Genomic DNA, 16,990 nt, shown 5'->3' with positions numbered 1-16,990 from the left:
TAATGGTCATGCCGTCTTTAATGCTTCGTAACACTTGTTTGCGAAAGTCGATTGAATAGGTCATCGTTTATTTCACTAAATGAATTGGTTATAAATATTGTATCGGTTTTATCTAAGATTGACTATATATGATGCAGTTGGTAACAAAATAATCTTGTAATATTAATGGCTTGAACGTGAGCCGTCTCTAAGGTCTGTTCGCTTGAATGGTAGCGTCAGCACAAAACCCCAAAAGTCTCGGCAACCAAACGGCGAATGTCTTATACTAGGGGGCTTGATTTGTAGGCTAATGCCTTGATAAACCAGTAGTGATAAATCATGGTGTAGTAAAAGTGCCAGCAGCGAAAAACCAGCAGTGATCAACCAGTGAGGCAATTATGAATAGCGTAGAGAAACGGGCAATCCTCGGGGTCGGTGGTATCTTTGCCTTGCGAATGATTGGCTTGTTTATGATTGTGCCAGTGTTCTCTGTTTATGGGAGCAATTATACACATGCGACGCCGTTTTTGATTGGGCTTGCAGTCGGTATATATGGTTTGGGGCAAGCTATTTTTCAGATACCAATGAGCCTTGCTGCTGATAAGTTCCCGCGCAAACCCATTATATTTTTGGGATTGGTATTGTTTGCCATCGGCGGGATAATTGCGGCAAATGCGACTGACATATATGAGGTAATTATTGGACGGGCGCTAGCAGGTAGTGGTGCGGTCTCTGCGGTATTGATGGCGCTCTTAGCCGATGTGACTCGCGAGGAGATGCGCACCAAAGCAATGGCGACCATGGGTCTGACCATTGCGACCTCTATCATGCTTGCCTTTGCCTTTGGTCCATTGTTAGTCGGTTCGCTCGGTATATCTGGGCTGTTTTGGCTGACATCAGGATTTGCCGTATTGGCGATGTTATTGCTGCTTGCCGTGCCAACACCGATGCGTGTGCTCAAACACAATCTAGACAATAAAACCATCGGTCAGCAACTGGCAACTGTCCTCAAGATTGGCGATCTTAACCGCTTACATATGGCTATCTTTGCTTTGCATTTAACGATGACGGCTATATTTGTCATACTGCCGCATCAGCTGAGCGAAGTGATGGGGCTATCAGTACGTCAGCAAGGACTGGTGTATTTGCCGCTGTTGTTCATTGGTTTTGCAATCGCGATACCTTTTATCATCATTGCCGAAAAGAAACGTAAGATGCGTCAGGTGTTCTTGGCGGCGATAGCGCTAATGACCGCCGCATTGGCGCTACTTGCGCTGGGCAGTCAGGTTGGTGTCGGCATCATCTTGGGTTTGCTACTGTACTTTATGGGCTTTAACTTACTTGAGGCCACCATTCCCTCATGGATATCTAAGCGTGCACCAGTTGCCAATAAAGCAACGGCAATGGGGCTTAACTCTTCGAGTCAGTTCTTCGGTGCGTTCGTTGGCGGGGCGATGGGTGGTTTACTGCTAAATCAGCCGAATTTATTGGCATGGGGTATCTTGGCTATCATTATGGGCGCCGCGCTATTGATCATTCTTCCGATTGCGCAGCCGCCTTATTTATCAAGTACGACAGTGACGATACCCAAAAACATCAATATCCAAGAGTGGTCACGTCAAATGCTCGCGGTAGATGGCGTTGATGAGCTGGTCGTGATGGCAAAAGAGCAGGTGGCTTATTTAAAATTAGACAAGACTCAGCTGACCGACGACTCGCGTCAGCAGCTGTCAAGTTTGGCACAGAGTCCACTCGACCTCTAGTACGTTATTTATAGACTCATAAATTCGTAGAAGCGGGACTATTGTAGAAACGAAGATAAATGTGCAGCGCTGAGTAGACAATACTCCTATAGATGGCCATTATGAGTAAGTAGACATTAACCCTTTATCTCTATTTACAAGGAATTGATATGAGTAAGTTTAAAAAGCTAGCGATGGGTTTTGGACTGTCAGCCACGCTATTGGCTTCTGGCTGTGCGACACAGAATATTCAAGCCTATCAGAACACGACGCCGACGCTTGATATGCATGAGTTTTTCTCAGGTCAAATTGAGGGTTGGGGAATGTTCCAAGGTCGCAATGGTGAGGTCAAAAAACGTTTTTATGTCGATATTGATGCAACTCATGAAGGCGATGATGTCATCGTCTTAAATGAGAAATTCTCATGGGCAGATGGCACAAAGTCTCAACGCATATGGCGTCTGACTGAACAATCAGACGGTCGCTGGGTTGGTACCGCTGGAGACGTCGTAGGCGCGGCAACAGGAGAGGTGGTAGGCAATACCTTGCACTGGAACTACGTATTAGAGCTACCTGTCGAAGACAAGACTTATAAGGTCAATTTTGATGATTGGATGTATCTTATCAATGAAGATGTCATGCTCAATCGTTCAGTGATGACAAAGTTTGGCGTCGAGTTAGGAAGTGTGACATTAAGTATGCATCGCAAGAACTCTTCCTCTAAATTACGTGATAGCAATCAAGGTGCTAACCAGAATTGATATAGTTTGAAGGTGTTCATCAGCGTTTTAAAATGGCAAAATAACAGCATCTTTATCTATTAAAATTTTAAATCTTAATTAATATGTCTAGGCGACATTTGTTGTCGTATACTAATAAAACCTGCTAGATATTTAAACAAAAATTGGTTAAAGTAAAGTCATATCATTGATAGGAATCATTTTTTCTATCGAATAATTATTCTTAAGTAAAAGGACGGTATCATGCGCGGAGTTAATAAAGTTATCATCATCGGTAACCTTGGAGCAGATCCTGAGGCACGCCAGTTCAATAATGGCGGTAGCGTGACCAATATTTCAGTTGCGACATCAGAGCAGTGGACAGACAAACAAAGCGGTGAAAAAAGAGAAGCGACAGAGTGGCATCGTATCTCGCTATTCAATCGTCTGGGTGAGATCGCCGCGCAGTATCTGCGTAAAGGCAGCAAGGTCTATATCGAAGGCAGTCTGCGTACGCGTAAATATCAAGACCAAAGCGGCCAAGATCGTTACATTACTGAGATTCGCGCTGAGCAAATGCAGATGCTTGATGGCCAAACTGGTGGTGGTCAGGGACAAGGCAATAGTGGTGGTTTTGGTAATAACCAAGGTGGCTCAAATCAGGGTTATGACAATCAAAATGGCCAAAACAACTATAGTCAGCAAGGTAATAATCAGCCAGCTCAGCAAGGCGGGTACAATAACCAAGCGAATGGTGGGCAGAACAGTTTTAATAATCAAAACGCGCCTGCACCGCAAAATCAGTTTAATCAATCAGCACAAAAGCCAGCACAGTCTAAGCCTACAGCGATGCCAGATGGTCCTGTAGATGATGATATTCCGTTCTGATGATGATAAGATATAGAATGTAAAGTATATGTTATAGAAAACCCGCCACTAGCGGGTTTTTTAATGTGTGATCATAAATACCTAAAAACTCAGTCACTGCTAAAATTCTAATATCAGCTTTGTTCATATTACAAGTTGATTGCTAAGACATATAAAAGAATCTATCTTTAGAAATACATAAAGATAAAACTTCTGTTTGTTTTTGCCTACTTTATATTTTTAAATCATTCATTATCTTTATTTTTTTTGCCACAAGTAAATGGACAATAGCCACCTGCAAATAAAATTAAAGCCATAAACTACTTTTTATGACTGTTTTTATTATCATTTTTTATATTGAAACTTATAAAAACTACCTTTCATACCTCATATAAACCGTTTGTTCTATCCAGTTTAATTGGGACTAACAGTTTATCGATGACATTGATATACTCAGCTCAAATAAAACTGCACACGACTTTAAGTATTGATGCTGCTACTAAAAAGTTATCTAGCAATAAATACGAATCAATTAAAGTTCGATCATGTGACGGTTTAAAACATAAAATTATTTGGGTTGGCATCTTACAGGCAGGGTGCTTATCTGACTGCCAGTACAGAGTATAAAGAATGAATGACGGTGATGTGTTTCGCAAAAGTGATGTGGGTAGAGAAGAGATAAAGTCTCAAAGTCTTGGTGTATTACCAAGAGAAGCAAGAACGTTGTTGATTATGATCGACGGTAAGCGAACCTACCAAAACTACCTAGATACACTCGATAATAGCAAAATGTTTGCTGACTTTGGTGGTGTTGCACCTCTATTTGAGCTGCTTTTAGAGCTCGAGTGTATCGAAGTGGCGAATACCACGAATACGCGTGCCCGTATCAAGACAGAACCTCAAGCATCTAGCAGCACGCAAGTGCCAGAGATCTTGCGATCTCAATCAACACAAAACTCGTTTGATACCAGTACCGAGACAGAGTTCGATCGCACTTTTAATAGTAAATCACCTAGCAGCGTTATAGACGCTGGTAAAAAATCGCTAGGCGGTATTTTTAAGTCAAAAGTATCTGATAGCAATTATGGAACGATAAAATCGGACTTGGCGACTTATATTGAAAAAAACGCCCCACCTGCTGAGGCTTGGGGTTATCTGTTAAGTTTGGAGCAGTGCAATGACAGCTCACAATTGCTGCGATTGGCACAAGAGATACAAAAGAGCAGCAACGCAAATTTATCACGTGGTATGAATGAGTTTATCAAAAGGACTCAGTAGTAGAGTGGATAAAACAACTGGCTCATTATCAAAAGTAAATAAGCTGTCTTTGCTGATTGGGTTATCAAATGTGTACACGCTATCAAATATCTACAAGCTATTAAATATTTACAAGCCTAACAAACTAATTGGAAAAACTTATGGAATCAGTCGATCTTTCAGAGTCAAATCGTCAAAAAATGCTACATGGAGAGCATCTCATTGTACGTTTGACTTATATTAGCCGTTATAACAATGACAATCTCAACGGTGAGGTGACTCGTATTCTTGAGCAAGCGCAGCAAAACAATGAGCGCAATGGTATTACTGGTGCTCTAGTATTTAACCACAACTACTTTTTGCAGAGTATTGAAGGGGCAAGACCAGTGATCAATGCACTGCTTAGAAAACTTGTCCAAGACGATCGCCACCACTCTTTACAGATCGTTGAGTGCCGCGAAGTTGATCAGCGTCACTGGAACAAATGGTCAATGAAATACTTGATTCCAAGCGATGAGAACAAAGGGATTGCTCTGAAATTTTCGACAGGTAATGAGTTCAACCCTTACCTGATGAGTACCAACCAAATCATGATGTTGATTGATACGTTATCGGAGCTTCAAGAGCAAGAAGGACAGCGTACTTCTCAAAAGAAAAAACCTTGGTATGCTTTTGGCTAATTGGTTGATGCCTATAGAGTCTACCTGCTTCCATAACTTTTTTATAAGAGAAAAAATATGACATCAGTAAATACAGATGCTCACATCTTAATGAGCATGACCTATGCCAGTCGCGCAAACCCAGATGTATCGGCTACTGACTTCAATGAGATATTACAGCAAGCACAGATCAATAACGCCGCCAACAGCATTACTGGCATGCTGACATTTAATAAAGATTATTTTTTGCAGACCGTAGAAGGTCCAAGAGCGCAAATTAATCGTTTGCTATATAGCCTGATTGCTGATGAGCGTCATTACGATTTACAGGTTATTGAAACGCGAGAATTAAAGCACAGAGAATGGTCAAAGTGGTCTATGAATTACGCATCTCCAACCGAAGAGAACGCTGCTGTGTATCTAAAATACTCTACTACGAATGGGTTCAATCCATATTTGTTGAATGCTGACTCTGCCAATGGCTTGATGAATGAGCTGAGTGCTCAAAAAGGCTAGATAAAATATCTCGGTCTCAATAGCAGTCAAATACCTTGGAGCCAATCAAAAATATTTTGAGATAATAAATGAGATAACAGTCGATGGACTTTGATTATATCTAGTATAATGAATATTTGCTGTGGCCAATAATACTTTATTGCCAATAACGCTCAATTGATAGTATGACGAGATATCAGAACAGCAACGAATGGTTTTTGATAAATGAATGATTAAGCAAATTTTTGAAGATGTAATACTGGCTTAGCTAAAATAGTGTTAATGATGAATGAATATTCATTCAGGTTCTCAGTAGAGATGATAGCTCTATTGAGGTGAGTAACTTTTATACAATTGGATTTATTATGAGCAAAAACAACGCAATCGATTTAGACAACTTAAACGTAGACGAGCTACGTGCTATTACTGAAAATGCACAACAGCTTATCGCCAAAAAACAGCACCAGCGTTTATATGACGCTTATATGCAGTTCGAAAAAATCGCAAAAGAGAGCAACGCGACTATCGAAGAGATCTTAAAAGCTGGTGAGACGTTAGAGAAAAAACGCAGTATTAAGTACCGCAATGGGGATAACAACGAAGAGACTTGGACTGGTCGCGGACGTAAACCAACGTGGTTGGTCGAAGCACTCGCAGCAGGTCGTGATCTTGAAGACTTTGCGATCTAATGGTGTAGACCTAGGTCGCCATACAGTACGCAGACGAGCTTAGCAGTCTTGTAGATAGTGGTTTATTTACAAGCATTTAGTCGTAAGTGACGTAGCACCGCAAAACGGAGAAGCCAGTATCTATGTTGCCATTATTTTGGCAAAAAGATACTGGCTTTTTTTCTGTCATCTATAGGCCATTGTTTGTTATGATAATGACGTTTTGGTCTTATATAAGAGTTGTGCAACTGTGACCCAAGTATCTGAGTTGTCTCATAAACGTCCTCGTAAGCTTTGGTGGCTGATCGGGTTCGTATTGTTTGCACTATTTGCCGTGTTGCAGATGCCAGCGGCTTGGCTACTTGAGAAATATGCGCCCAATACCCCATATGTACAGCATGTATCAGGCAATGTCTGGCAGGGCTCTGCTATCTGGCAACTTCCCATATCATCGACACCGCTCATAGGCATGGCCGACTGGTCGTGGCAGCCATGGCAACTGCTCACAGGTAAGCTTGGCGCAGATATCAACATAAAATCAGAGCAAACAAGGCTGAATGGACAGGTCAAGCTTGGTTTTAACTCATGGCAAGTCGACGATATGAGTGGGAAAATCGCGCCTGAGACTCTAAAAAGTGTCGTTGACTGGCAATTACCTAACACGCCTATTCAGGTCAATGGCGTCTCATTGAAGCGTCTATCTGATGACTCTGACAACAAGGTAACATCAGAATCTCCTAACAGCGCATCTGCTCAAAGTACTACTGGATTCAGTGCTGCAGAGGGGCAGCTGACATGGGTAGGCGGTGAGGTGGGCTATCCCAGTGGTGGCAAAGTTTTTTATCTGACTATGCCTGCATTACGCGCAGAGCTGAGCGCAGAGCAAAAAAACAATAGAAACCTGTTGCATATCAACTTGTTAAATAATCAAGATAAGCGTCTAGGCGATCTGTATTTAGACGGTGATAATATGCTAGATGTCAGTCTGACTCAGCGCCTACTAGAAAACATGCCTGAGTACAAAGGACAGGCACCGCAAGATACGCCAGTCGTTAGTGTGCGTCAACCGTTGCTAACTGGTCTAGGGGCAAACTAAATGGCCAATATGACCGCAAGCCTAAAACCCGTTATAAATACTCTCAATCGTTTTTCAGGATGGTTATTGCTACTCGCCATTGCTTGGCTATGTTGGACAGCTGCCCGTCTTTTGTGGTTATTGTTGGCAGCGCCCTTAGCACCTGCATTACCGCTAGCCCCTTTGCAAAATAATGCAAAGTCTACCAATGATTACAGTGGTTTGTTTGCGATATTTGCTGATCCTGATCCCATTGCGGCGGCAGTCCAGCCACCACCTAACGTTGAGCTCAAAGGGGTATTGCTAGCGATACCTGAGACTATGTCTTCGGCACTACTTAATATTAATGGTGAGGTAAAAAACTACCGAATCGGTGATGGACTAAAAGATAGCGACTATATTCTTGTCGCTGTTGATTGGAATTCAGTTATTATCGCTGATGCTAATGATAAAGAAACCATCATTAGCATGCCGGATGCCATGATACTAGATCAAAGCAAAATGTTGGCAGGCGGCGTTAGTAATCAGCGCCTGCCTAATAATAGCCTATTACCAACTGCCCCTCAGGCATTGCAAGAGACACCTTCTGAGCCTGCAGTAGAGACGAGTGAAAGTAGTCCACAATCAGCTATTGAGGAGGCGGTCACGGCGCTGCAAGAAAACCCTGCCAGTTATTTGAGTAGAATGGGGGTAATGGCGTCAGGTGAGAGCTATCAAGTGACAGCCGCAATGCCGTCAAAACTACGTAACCGGTTAGGGCTTGAGCCGGGTGACAAAGTACTGACAGTAAATGGACAAAGCGTGGGTAACAATCCGGCTCAAGATGCGGGCGTGTTACAGCAAGTACAGCAAGCAGGTGAAGCACAGATCGAGGTTCAACGTGGTGAGCAAGTCATTACGATTCGCCAGCAGTTCTAGCACGGCGGCTCTTTAGCACAGGTTGCTCGTTAAAAACTCAGTACATATTATGCAATATCATTGTAGGTAATTATAAATATGGTAAGTTTTCATCAATTTTCAGCCACACCTTTACATCGTGTTCTGCAGCGCTTGATGCGTCTAAGCCGTCCTATCTGCCTAGCGGTACCCTTGTGGGCAGCCAGTATGGGCCTTGCGAGTGCTGAGAGTTGGAAGGTCAACTTACAAGATGCCGATATCAAAGCTTTTATCAATGAAGTGGCAACCATCACTGATCAAAACTTTGTCCTTGATCCTCGTATCAATGGCAACGTAACTGTCATCTCCAACAAAGCCTTATCCCGCGATGAAATTTATCAGCTTTTTTTGAGTGTGATGCAGGTCAATGGTATTGCGGCGATTGAGTCGGGTACGACGACCAAGCTAGTGCCGGATAATGTTGCCAAGCAATCTGGCGTTGCTGTTGATTTGCGTGGCAACAGTGTTGGGGAGTCATTGGCAACCCGAGTGATCTATTTGACAAATACCCAAGCCGCGGAGGTTTTAGGGGTCATACGGCCACTGATGCCGCAGTCAGCCCACGCTGCTGCGGTACCTGGTGTAAATGCGCTTGTGCTATCGGATCGAGCAGATAGCCTCAATCAGCTGACAGCGCTTATCCGTGATTTGGACAGTAACGTCAATGATAGTTTACAAGTGATTCCATTACGTCACGTCGATGCCGAACGTATGATGGAGCTCATTAGTGCGTTGGTCGCAAATGCTGGTAGCGGTCAAGCGCAAGGTAGTAACAATCAGCTAAAGGTCATCGCTGATACCTCAAGCGATAGACTGCTGGTCAAAGGCAGTCCTGAGATGATTGCTAAAGTTCAGGAGATGGTCAATCAGCTCGACACTACGCCCACAAGACGCCTAAGTGGCCTCCGTGTCTTTCGCCTAAAGTATGCTAGTGCCACTCACATTGCCGATATGCTAAGAGGATTGCTAGCCAATCAGTCGATCAATAGCGCTGGTGCAACATCTACATTAGAATCAGCCTCTTTGAATGATGCAAGCAGCATAGGCGCATCCATCAATAGTGCTGCAAATGAAAGTATTAGCAATAGCAGCCCCTCAGTGGTACCCACCGGCAATGCAGGCGTAGCGAGTACAGGCGTCGGGGGCCGACCGTTTAGTATCATTGCTGATGAGACGCAAAATGCCGTTATCGTAAACGCTGCGCCTGAGCTCATGTTTGAGATTGAAGACGCCGTCAATCAATTAGACAGTCGCCGCGCGCAGGTATTGATTCAGGCTGCTATTGTAGAAGTCTCAGGAGATGATGCGACTCAGCTCGGTGTTCAATGGGCACTTGGCAATGCCAACAGCGGTTACGGCGTTGTAAATTTTAATAATGTAGGCGCTAGTGCAACGACGCTGGCTGCCGCTGCACTGGCAGGGAGCAGTACGGGTATAAGTGCGGCTGCCAGCTCTATCGTTGGTGCATTGGTCGGTATCGGTGACAGTCGAACAGACAGTCAAGGGAATACTGAGTTTTATGGTGCTATTTTGCAGGCACTTGATTCTTCTACCAGTGCCAATCTACTATCTATGCCGTCTATTTTGACATTAGACAATGAAAAAGCCAGTATTCTGGTTGGACAGAATGTTCCTTTTGTCACAGGCTCATTCACCACTAGCGGCAATGATTCAAACAACCCTTTCCAGACCATCGACCGTCAAGACATTGGTATCAACCTTAATGTCATTCCGCACATTGGCGATAACGGCACAGTACGTTTGGAGGTGTCTCAAGAGGTCTCGTCTGTCGTGCCAGGCAGTACTGGTAATGCTAGTGGCTTGATCACTAATAAAAGCCTTATTAATACGACGATTTTAGCAGATGATCAGCAGACTATTGCTCTAGGTGGTTTGATGCGTGACAACAGCACTACCCGCCAACAAAAGGTTCCAGGGCTTGGTAATGTTCCACTGATTGGGAGATTATTCCGCTCTGATAATGACAGTACCCAAAAGAGTAACTTGATCATATTCTTACAGCCAACTATCTTGCGTGATGGTGGTGCGGTAGCGAGTGTGACTGAGCGCAAGTTCAATCAGATGCGTGTACTGCAGTTGGTCATTGACAAAAACGGCACGATTAAACAACTGCCACTGAGTGGTACACAAGGTTGGGATGGCGATGTCAGTGCAGACTACGAGTTAATGCCACTCAACCCGCTCATTCCTAAGCGTGATCAGACCCCAAATTCAACTTCTCAAGGTTTTACCAAGGTAGACAGTCCTAATAGTGGTATAACGACCTATCCTCTAAGTCGTTAAAGCTAACGTAGTTCGCTACTAGTTATTTGCTACTGTAGATCGCCAATGTCCCTTAATTACTATGAGCCAATGCACGATATAATTGTATAGTTATGTCGTACATTGGCTTGCGTGTTCACAATATAGCCACTACTATACTAAACATTAGTAGAATAATATCGCGTATCCGATATCTGTTGATATGATTTATATTCAGGTAGTAAATGGAGCCAAAATGGCAAATCATAAAATGTTTAAGAAATGGCTGGTCCTGAGCGCTATTGCTACCGCTTTGACGCTCATTCCTCGGCGCAGCAGCCGCAACGCTGACACAGAGGTATCCAATAAAGACTGCAACAAAGCTAATGAACAAAGTAGATCTCACGATAATACGACTGCTAGTTAGATAGCGTATTAAATAGGCAGTGCAGGCTTTTTATATTGGGTTTTATAGTTAGCGCATCAGCTGTTAATATAGTCATTGGTATAATATGATGATTGATAAGGTATTTTGCTAAAACAGTTATTTTGGAGCATATCAATGGCGGCTACCGAGTCATCGACTCTCGATAAAAAAACATCAGTCAGGATGTATCCCCTCATTGATACACATACTCATTTTGATACGCCAGTATTTGATGATGATCGAGCTTGGCAGGTACAGCGTGCTTATAGTCAAGGTGTACGCCATTTAGTGTTGGTAGGTTACTTATATCAGTATTTTGAGCGGATGTACGACACTGAGCAGGTACTGAACAAAAAAGCATCACAGTCTTCTGCCAGCGATATTCAATATCAGGACGAACCTTATATACATACTCATATTGCGCTGGGTTTGCATCCTTTTTATATCGAACAGCATACTGACGAGCACCTGATAGCATTGGCACAGATGATGACAGAGCGCCGCCCTTTAGCTATTGGTGAGATTGGCCTAGATACATTTACTGATGCGATGAAAGCGCCTAGTGTATTTGCTAGGCAAAAGCGCTTTTTTAAGGCGCAATTAGATATTGCAGTGACCCATGAATTGCCAGTGATGCTGCATATTCGTAAGGCGCATGCCGAAGCACTCGCTATATTAAAAGCGCATGATTATGATGCACATGAATTGGGCGGTATTGCCCATAGCTTTAGCGGCGGTGAACAAGAGGCCAAGGCTTTTGTAAAATTGGGATTTAAGCTGGGCGTTACCGGTCAGATTACCAATCCAAATGCTAAAAAACTCCGCCGTGCGATTACAGCCGTTGTTGAAGAGTATGGTATAGCATGTTTGGTGATAGAGACTGACTGCCCAGATATGACGCCTATGATGTGTCAAACATCGCATGATGAGCATTTAGAGTCTGGACAGAGCCCCTATAATGAGAGAGAAAATGCCCATAAGCATGATAGAAATGTCCCTGCTAATTTGCCTTGGGTGTTAATAAGTCTGAGTGAGCTATTGGGCGTATCACGTGATAAACTTGCTAAGCAGTTGTGGCAAAATAGCTGTGACGCCCTAAAAGTAACATGGACCTATCCGGCATGACTAATCTTGCATGACTAATCTTGCATGATTAGTCCAGCATGACCATGAGAGACGATAGGAAAATGGAAAAGGCGAGGAAGGCGAGCGGCTAGACGCAAGTCATAAATGTCGTGGTTAGCACATAAAGCAATAGTTATCATTAAAAAGAGTAATTCGAACCGTTATGAATGAAACACAACAATTTGAGCCGCCAAAATTAAAAGAAAACGCTCTAGTACAACGCGCCACTGATCAAGAAAGTGAGCAGTATGATCGCCGTTTTCAAGGGACGCGCACGCTCTATGGTACATCAGCGGTAGATACTTTTGCGGCAGCTCATGTCTACGTTATTGGCGTAGGGGGTGTGGGCTCTTGGGCCGCTGAGGCACTGGCTCGAACAGCAGTAGGTACCATCACTTTGATTGATTTGGATGTATTGGTCGCCTCTAACGTCAATCGACAGCTACCTGCTTTAGACAGTACTTTTGGTCAAAGTAAGATTGCAGCAATGGCAGCACGTATCAAAGAGATTAACCCCAAAGTGACGTTGAATCTCATTGATGATTTTTTGACAGTAGATAACGTCGCTGCCCTACTACCAAGTCGTGATGATGCAAAAGCTGCTGCCAAGCAAGGTAAGCCCATAGTAGTGTTAGACTGTGTAGATGACATGAATGCCAAGCTAGCAATCGCACTGCATTGCCGTTTTAATAAACTAAAGCTCGTCTGTGCAGGCGGTGCAGGTGGCAAAATAGATCCAAGTCAAGTTAGAGTAAGCGATTTGCGCGACAGCTATCAAGATCCACTACTGGCCAAACTGCGCAATAAATTACGTCATGAAAAAGGCATCAATAGCGCACTAAAAGAGAAGTTCGGTATCAAGTGCGTTTATTCTATAGAGCCGCCACATGTAGACAAGAGTTGCCAAGCAGGCGGTTTACAGTGTGGAGGGTATGGGTCAGCAGTGGTTGTCACATCGGTAGTAGCAATGATTATGGTCAATGAAGCATTACAATTATTGATAAAACAGACGAGCCATCAACCGAGCGTCTGATATTATTTAATGGAGTCTACCTTGTCTATATCTAACTCACCCAAACAAAGTTACCCAGTCGCGGTAGGTGAAATAGAGCGTATCAATAAGCTCAGAAAATATCAGGTGCTCAATGAAGACGAAGAGCCAGCATTTGATAGACTGGTCGACCTTGTAAAGTTATTCTTTGACGTACCCGTGGTCACGATCACTTTTATGGACGAAGAAACGCAGTATCTAAAACCAGCTTGCAAATTTGAGACGATGTCTGAGAGTGTCAGTACAGCACCACGCGAAATGGCTTTTTGTAATTACACCATACTGTCTGATGATGTGTTAATAGTACCCGATACATTGGAAGACAGCCGATTTAGCCAAAGCCCAATGGTTACAGGGTCGCCATACTTAAGGTTTTATGTTGGTGCCCCAATTTTGCTATATGAAGACAATAAGAACTATCGTCTAGGTACGTTGTGTCTCATGGATATCAAGCCAAACCATAATTTTGATGCCCAGCAAGAGCAGATATTAGCGCAGTTTGCCATGATGGCAGCAGACGCATTGCAACTACAAGACAAACAGCGTGATGCCAAGCATGCCAATGAAATGAAATCTAGCTTCTTAGCCAATATGAGTCATGAAATACGCACGCCAATGAATGGCATCATTGGTATGGTAGAAATGCTGGGTGATACCGAGCTTAGTGCTGAACAACGAGAATACGTGGATAACATTAAGGTCTCAAACGAGCATTTGATGGTGATTATCAATGGTATTTTAGACTTATCGAAGGTTGAATCAGGCAAAATGACTATTGATTCTATCCCATTGAATTTATCGACATTATGTAATGAAGTGGTCAGTCTGTTCTCTATCAAAGCACGTCAACGAGGTTTGACGTTAGATTATCATTATACTGAGTCATTATCGCCTTACGTAAAAGGAGATCCAGTACGCCTTAAGCAAATCATAGCAAATCTGGTTAACAATGCGATAAAATTCACTCGTGAGGGTGGGCGCGTGAGCATTGATGTCAGGCATATGGACAACTGTTATTGTGATGAGGTTAATAAGACTGGCGACAATAAGGGCGTAGTAAACAATAAGTCTGACAAAAATATGACCTTGTGTATTGAGGTGACCGATACGGGTGTTGGTATCAAACCTGAATCGTTAGAAGCAATATTTGATGCTTATGACCAAGCCAATAAGTTTACGCATCGCCTCTATGGTGGCACTGGTCTAGGTCTTTCGGTCTGTAAGTCTCTGGTTGATCTGATGGAGGGTTATATCCATGTGGAGAGTAGAGTGGGAGTGGGTACGACCTTTCGTGTACTACTTCCCTTGCCAACTATTGACGAGAATAAGTACGAAACATGGCAAGACTCTAACGATCTAACATTGACAGAGCCGAGCCATGAGCGTGCAGGACATATCTTGTTGGTTGAAGATGATGCCGTCAATGCAATCATTGCCAAAAAGGCGCTGACCAATAGTGGTCATAAGGTGACGCATGTGACAGATGGTCAACAAGCCATTGAAGCTTTTGCGCTATTCCCTAACCGTTATGATGTTATTTTGATGGATCATCATATGCCGATTTTGGATGGTGTACAGGCAACGATCAAGTTACATGAGCTTTATGACCCTCAAGACCTGCCACCCATTATCGCACTGACTGCCAATGCTATGGATGGCGAGCGTGAAAAGTACTTAAAAGTTGGTATGCAGGATTATTGCACCAAACCCTTTAAACAAGAGCAGCTGAACGCTTTGGTACAATACTGGTTGATGCAGAAGCCGCCATTAGAAGAAGAGTAAACAGTAGGCAGCATTTATAGTAACGTCATGGTGTAAACGACTAATTTACTAGTAAAGCGACAGTTATAAAAACAAAAAAGCTTAACCACTCTATTAGTGGTTAAGCTTTTTTATTGATGATAGTGATATTAGTATCAGCTGCCAGCTAGTCTTATAGATCGGTTAGCTCACACGAGTCTGATAGTCGCCAGTACGAGTATCAACACGAACAATCTCACCTTGCTGCACAAATAGAGGAACACGTACAACGGCACCTGTCTCTAGCTTGGCAGGCTTACCGCCACCACCTGACGTGTCACCGCGTACGCCAGGATCAGTTTCCGTAATCTGCAATTCAACAAAGTTAGGCGGCGTGACTGATAATGGAGAGCCGTTGAACAGAGTGATGGTACATAATGCATTACTGTTCTCTTTTAGCCATTTAGGAGCATCACCGATGGCGTTTTTGTCAGCTTGAATCTGCTCAAAGCTTTCAGGATGCATGAAATGCCAAAACTCACCATCGTTGTATAGATAGTTCATTTCAGTATCCATCACATCAGCGGCTTCTAAGCTATCGCCTGATTTGAATGTTTGCTCTAATACCTTACCGCTACGAAGGTTACGCAATTTAACGCGGTTAAAGGCTTGACCTTTACCAGGCTTTACAAACTCGTTTTCAAGAATGGCACAAGGGTTGCCATCAAGCATAACTTTTAGACCAGCTTTGAATTCATTAGTAGAAAAACTTGCCACAAGAGACTCCTAGGGGTTGTAATAGATGAGGCTGACTATACCAAAAGCTATTGTTCAGCCAAGTATTTACGTATCAGCGGGTATACTTTGATAGGGTAGACACTAAGGGCGTATAATATCGGATTTTGGGTACAGGTAGTAGGCTGTCATGATAAACCATTTAATCACACAAAAAAACTGGCAAAATCAATTATCCGAAGCCATTACGTCCGTTGACGAGCTGCTGAGTATCCTACAGCTGGAGTCATTGCGTGCCGATGTCTATATACCCAAGCATTTTGCGCTACGTGTGCCGCGCGCTTTTGTAGCAAAAATGGTCGTGGGTGACCGTGATGATCCGTTATTGAAGCAAGTACTGCCGGATCAGCAGGAACAAATCAACGTCACAGGCTACGTGGCCGATCCTTTGAGTGAAACTACTCAAAACCCTATCAAGGGCATGCTACATAAATACCAGTCGAGAGTCCTGTTGACAATTACGGGGGCGTGCGCCATTCATTGTCGCTACTGCTTTCGTCAGCACTTTGACTATAGCGCCAATATGCCTACTGCGGACGCAAAACAAAATATCATCAATTATATTGGCGAACACCCCGAGATTAATGAAGTGATTTTAAGTGGAGGTGATCCATTAAATGTGACCAACAGACGCTTATTTGCATGGTTAGATGCTCTTGAGTCTGTTGCACAGCTCACTACGATTAGGCTGCATACCCGCTTGCCACTCGTCATCCCAGCGCGTTTAGATACCGATCTATTAGATAGACTGTCTCAAAGTCGTTGCCGTATCGTTATGGTGATCCATTGCAATCATGCCAATGAGATTGATGAATTAACAGCTGAATACTTGCAACGTGTCCGGGCAGCTGGCGTGACGCTATTGAATCAGGCAGTGTTATTAAAAAGTGTCAATGACACCGTCGACGCACAAGTGCAGCTTAGTCAGCGTTTGTTTGCTTCTGGCGTATTACCATACTATTTGCATGTGCTAGATAAAGTGGCTGGTGCTGCACATTTCGATAGCGACGAGCGGTCGTCAATTGAGCTTTACTGGTCACTATTATCAGTATTACCAGGATATTTGGTACCTAAGCTGGTGAGAGAGCTGCCGAATAGACCGTTTAAAGTGCCGATTGACATTTACAGCAAGACTTAGTTTAGGCAATACGGTGTTTGGAAGAGCAAACAAAAAGCAATTATTAAAAGCGCGC

16 protein-coding genes are annotated in these 16,990 nt (G+C 43.4%); 15 read left to right on the top strand and 1 reads right to left on the bottom strand.

Annotated elements, in window-relative coordinates; genetic code table 11:
• Positions 1 to 377 precede the first annotated feature (377 nt).
• The 14 genes from NJD71_RS07640 (at position 378) to NJD71_RS07575 (ending at position 15,044) form a co-directional block, all read left to right on the top strand.
• A complete protein-coding gene (locus NJD71_RS07640; RefSeq protein WP_319051357.1) occupies positions 378 to 1,742 on the top strand; it encodes an MFS transporter in 1,365 nt (454 codons plus the stop codon).
• Between the two features lie 149 nt (positions 1,743 to 1,891).
• Complete coding sequence (locus NJD71_RS07635) at positions 1,892 to 2,482, top strand: DUF3833 domain-containing protein (protein WP_319051355.1); 591 nt, start codon at positions 1,892 to 1,894, stop codon at positions 2,480 to 2,482.
• Positions 2,483 to 2,704: 222 nt separating this feature from the next.
• Positions 2,705 to 3,328: a single-stranded DNA-binding protein gene (gene ssb, locus NJD71_RS07630; RefSeq protein WP_319051354.1), complete on the top strand. Its 624-nt coding sequence runs from the start codon at positions 2,705 to 2,707 to the stop codon at positions 3,326 to 3,328.
• 609 nt (positions 3,329 to 3,937) lie between these two features.
• On the top strand, positions 3,938 to 4,585 hold the full coding sequence (locus NJD71_RS07625; protein ID WP_319051353.1) for a hypothetical protein: 648 nt from the start codon (positions 3,938 to 3,940) through the stop codon (positions 4,583 to 4,585).
• A gap of 140 nt (positions 4,586 to 4,725) precedes the next feature.
• Complete coding sequence (locus NJD71_RS07620) at positions 4,726 to 5,244, top strand: BLUF domain-containing protein (RefSeq protein WP_319051352.1); 519 nt, start codon at positions 4,726 to 4,728, stop codon at positions 5,242 to 5,244.
• Between the two features lie 57 nt (positions 5,245 to 5,301).
• Positions 5,302 to 5,739: a BLUF domain-containing protein gene (locus NJD71_RS07615; protein WP_319051350.1), complete on the top strand. Its 438-nt coding sequence runs from the start codon at positions 5,302 to 5,304 to the stop codon at positions 5,737 to 5,739.
• A 344-nt stretch (positions 5,740 to 6,083) separates the two neighbouring features.
• Entirely contained in the window at positions 6,084 to 6,407 is a 324-nt protein-coding gene (locus NJD71_RS07610) for an H-NS histone family protein (protein WP_201607544.1), read from the top strand.
• A 229-nt stretch (positions 6,408 to 6,636) separates the two neighbouring features.
• Complete coding sequence (gene gspN, locus NJD71_RS07605) at positions 6,637 to 7,482, top strand: type II secretion system protein N (protein ID WP_319051349.1); 846 nt, start codon at positions 6,637 to 6,639, stop codon at positions 7,480 to 7,482.
• Positions 7,483 to 8,379 carry a type II secretion system protein N gene (locus NJD71_RS07600; protein WP_319051347.1) on the top strand — a complete coding sequence of 299 codons (897 nt, stop codon included), beginning with the start codon at positions 7,483 to 7,485 and terminating at the stop codon, positions 8,377 to 8,379. It abuts the gene before it with no gap.
• Between the two features lie 78 nt (positions 8,380 to 8,457).
• Positions 8,458 to 10,701 (top strand): type II secretion system secretin GspD, encoded by a 2,244-nt coding sequence (gene gspD / locus NJD71_RS07595; RefSeq protein WP_319051346.1) that lies wholly within the window; start codon positions 8,458 to 8,460, stop codon positions 10,699 to 10,701.
• Between the two features lie 214 nt (positions 10,702 to 10,915).
• Entirely contained in the window at positions 10,916 to 11,086 is a 171-nt protein-coding gene (locus NJD71_RS07590) for a hypothetical protein (protein WP_319051345.1), read from the top strand.
• 183 nt (positions 11,087 to 11,269) lie between these two features.
• Positions 11,270 to 12,211, top strand: a complete 942-nt coding sequence (locus NJD71_RS07585) for a TatD family hydrolase (RefSeq protein ID WP_319051362.1) — start codon at positions 11,270 to 11,272, stop codon at positions 12,209 to 12,211.
• A 163-nt stretch (positions 12,212 to 12,374) separates the two neighbouring features.
• Entirely contained in the window at positions 12,375 to 13,244 is an 870-nt protein-coding gene (locus NJD71_RS07580) for a tRNA threonylcarbamoyladenosine dehydratase (protein ID WP_319051344.1), read from the top strand.
• 21 nt (positions 13,245 to 13,265) lie between these two features.
• The gene (locus NJD71_RS07575) at positions 13,266 to 15,044 is read left to right on the top strand and encodes a GAF domain-containing hybrid sensor histidine kinase/response regulator (protein WP_319051343.1); all 1,779 of its coding nucleotides are present in this window, start codon (positions 13,266 to 13,268) and stop codon (positions 15,042 to 15,044) included.
• Between the two features lie 162 nt (positions 15,045 to 15,206).
• On the opposite strand, the gene efp is transcribed toward NJD71_RS07575, so the two are convergent.
• A complete protein-coding gene (gene efp / locus NJD71_RS07570) occupies positions 15,207 to 15,779 on the bottom strand; it encodes an elongation factor P (RefSeq protein WP_319051342.1) in 573 nt (190 codons plus the stop codon).
• A gap of 148 nt (positions 15,780 to 15,927) precedes the next feature.
• Here efp and epmB point away from each other — a divergent pair, with 148 nt between their 5' ends.
• Positions 15,928 to 16,935: an EF-P beta-lysylation protein EpmB gene (gene epmB, locus NJD71_RS07565; RefSeq protein ID WP_319051341.1), complete on the top strand. Its 1,008-nt coding sequence runs from the start codon at positions 15,928 to 15,930 to the stop codon at positions 16,933 to 16,935.
• Positions 16,936 to 16,990 lie beyond the last annotated feature (55 nt).

The organism is Psychrobacter sp. PP-21, assembly GCF_033790785.1.
Classification (GTDB): domain Bacteria; phylum Pseudomonadota; class Gammaproteobacteria; order Pseudomonadales; family Moraxellaceae; genus Psychrobacter.
The sequence above is the reverse complement of the archived record's forward strand: the minus strand, read 5'-3'. Positions and strand labels throughout refer to the sequence as shown.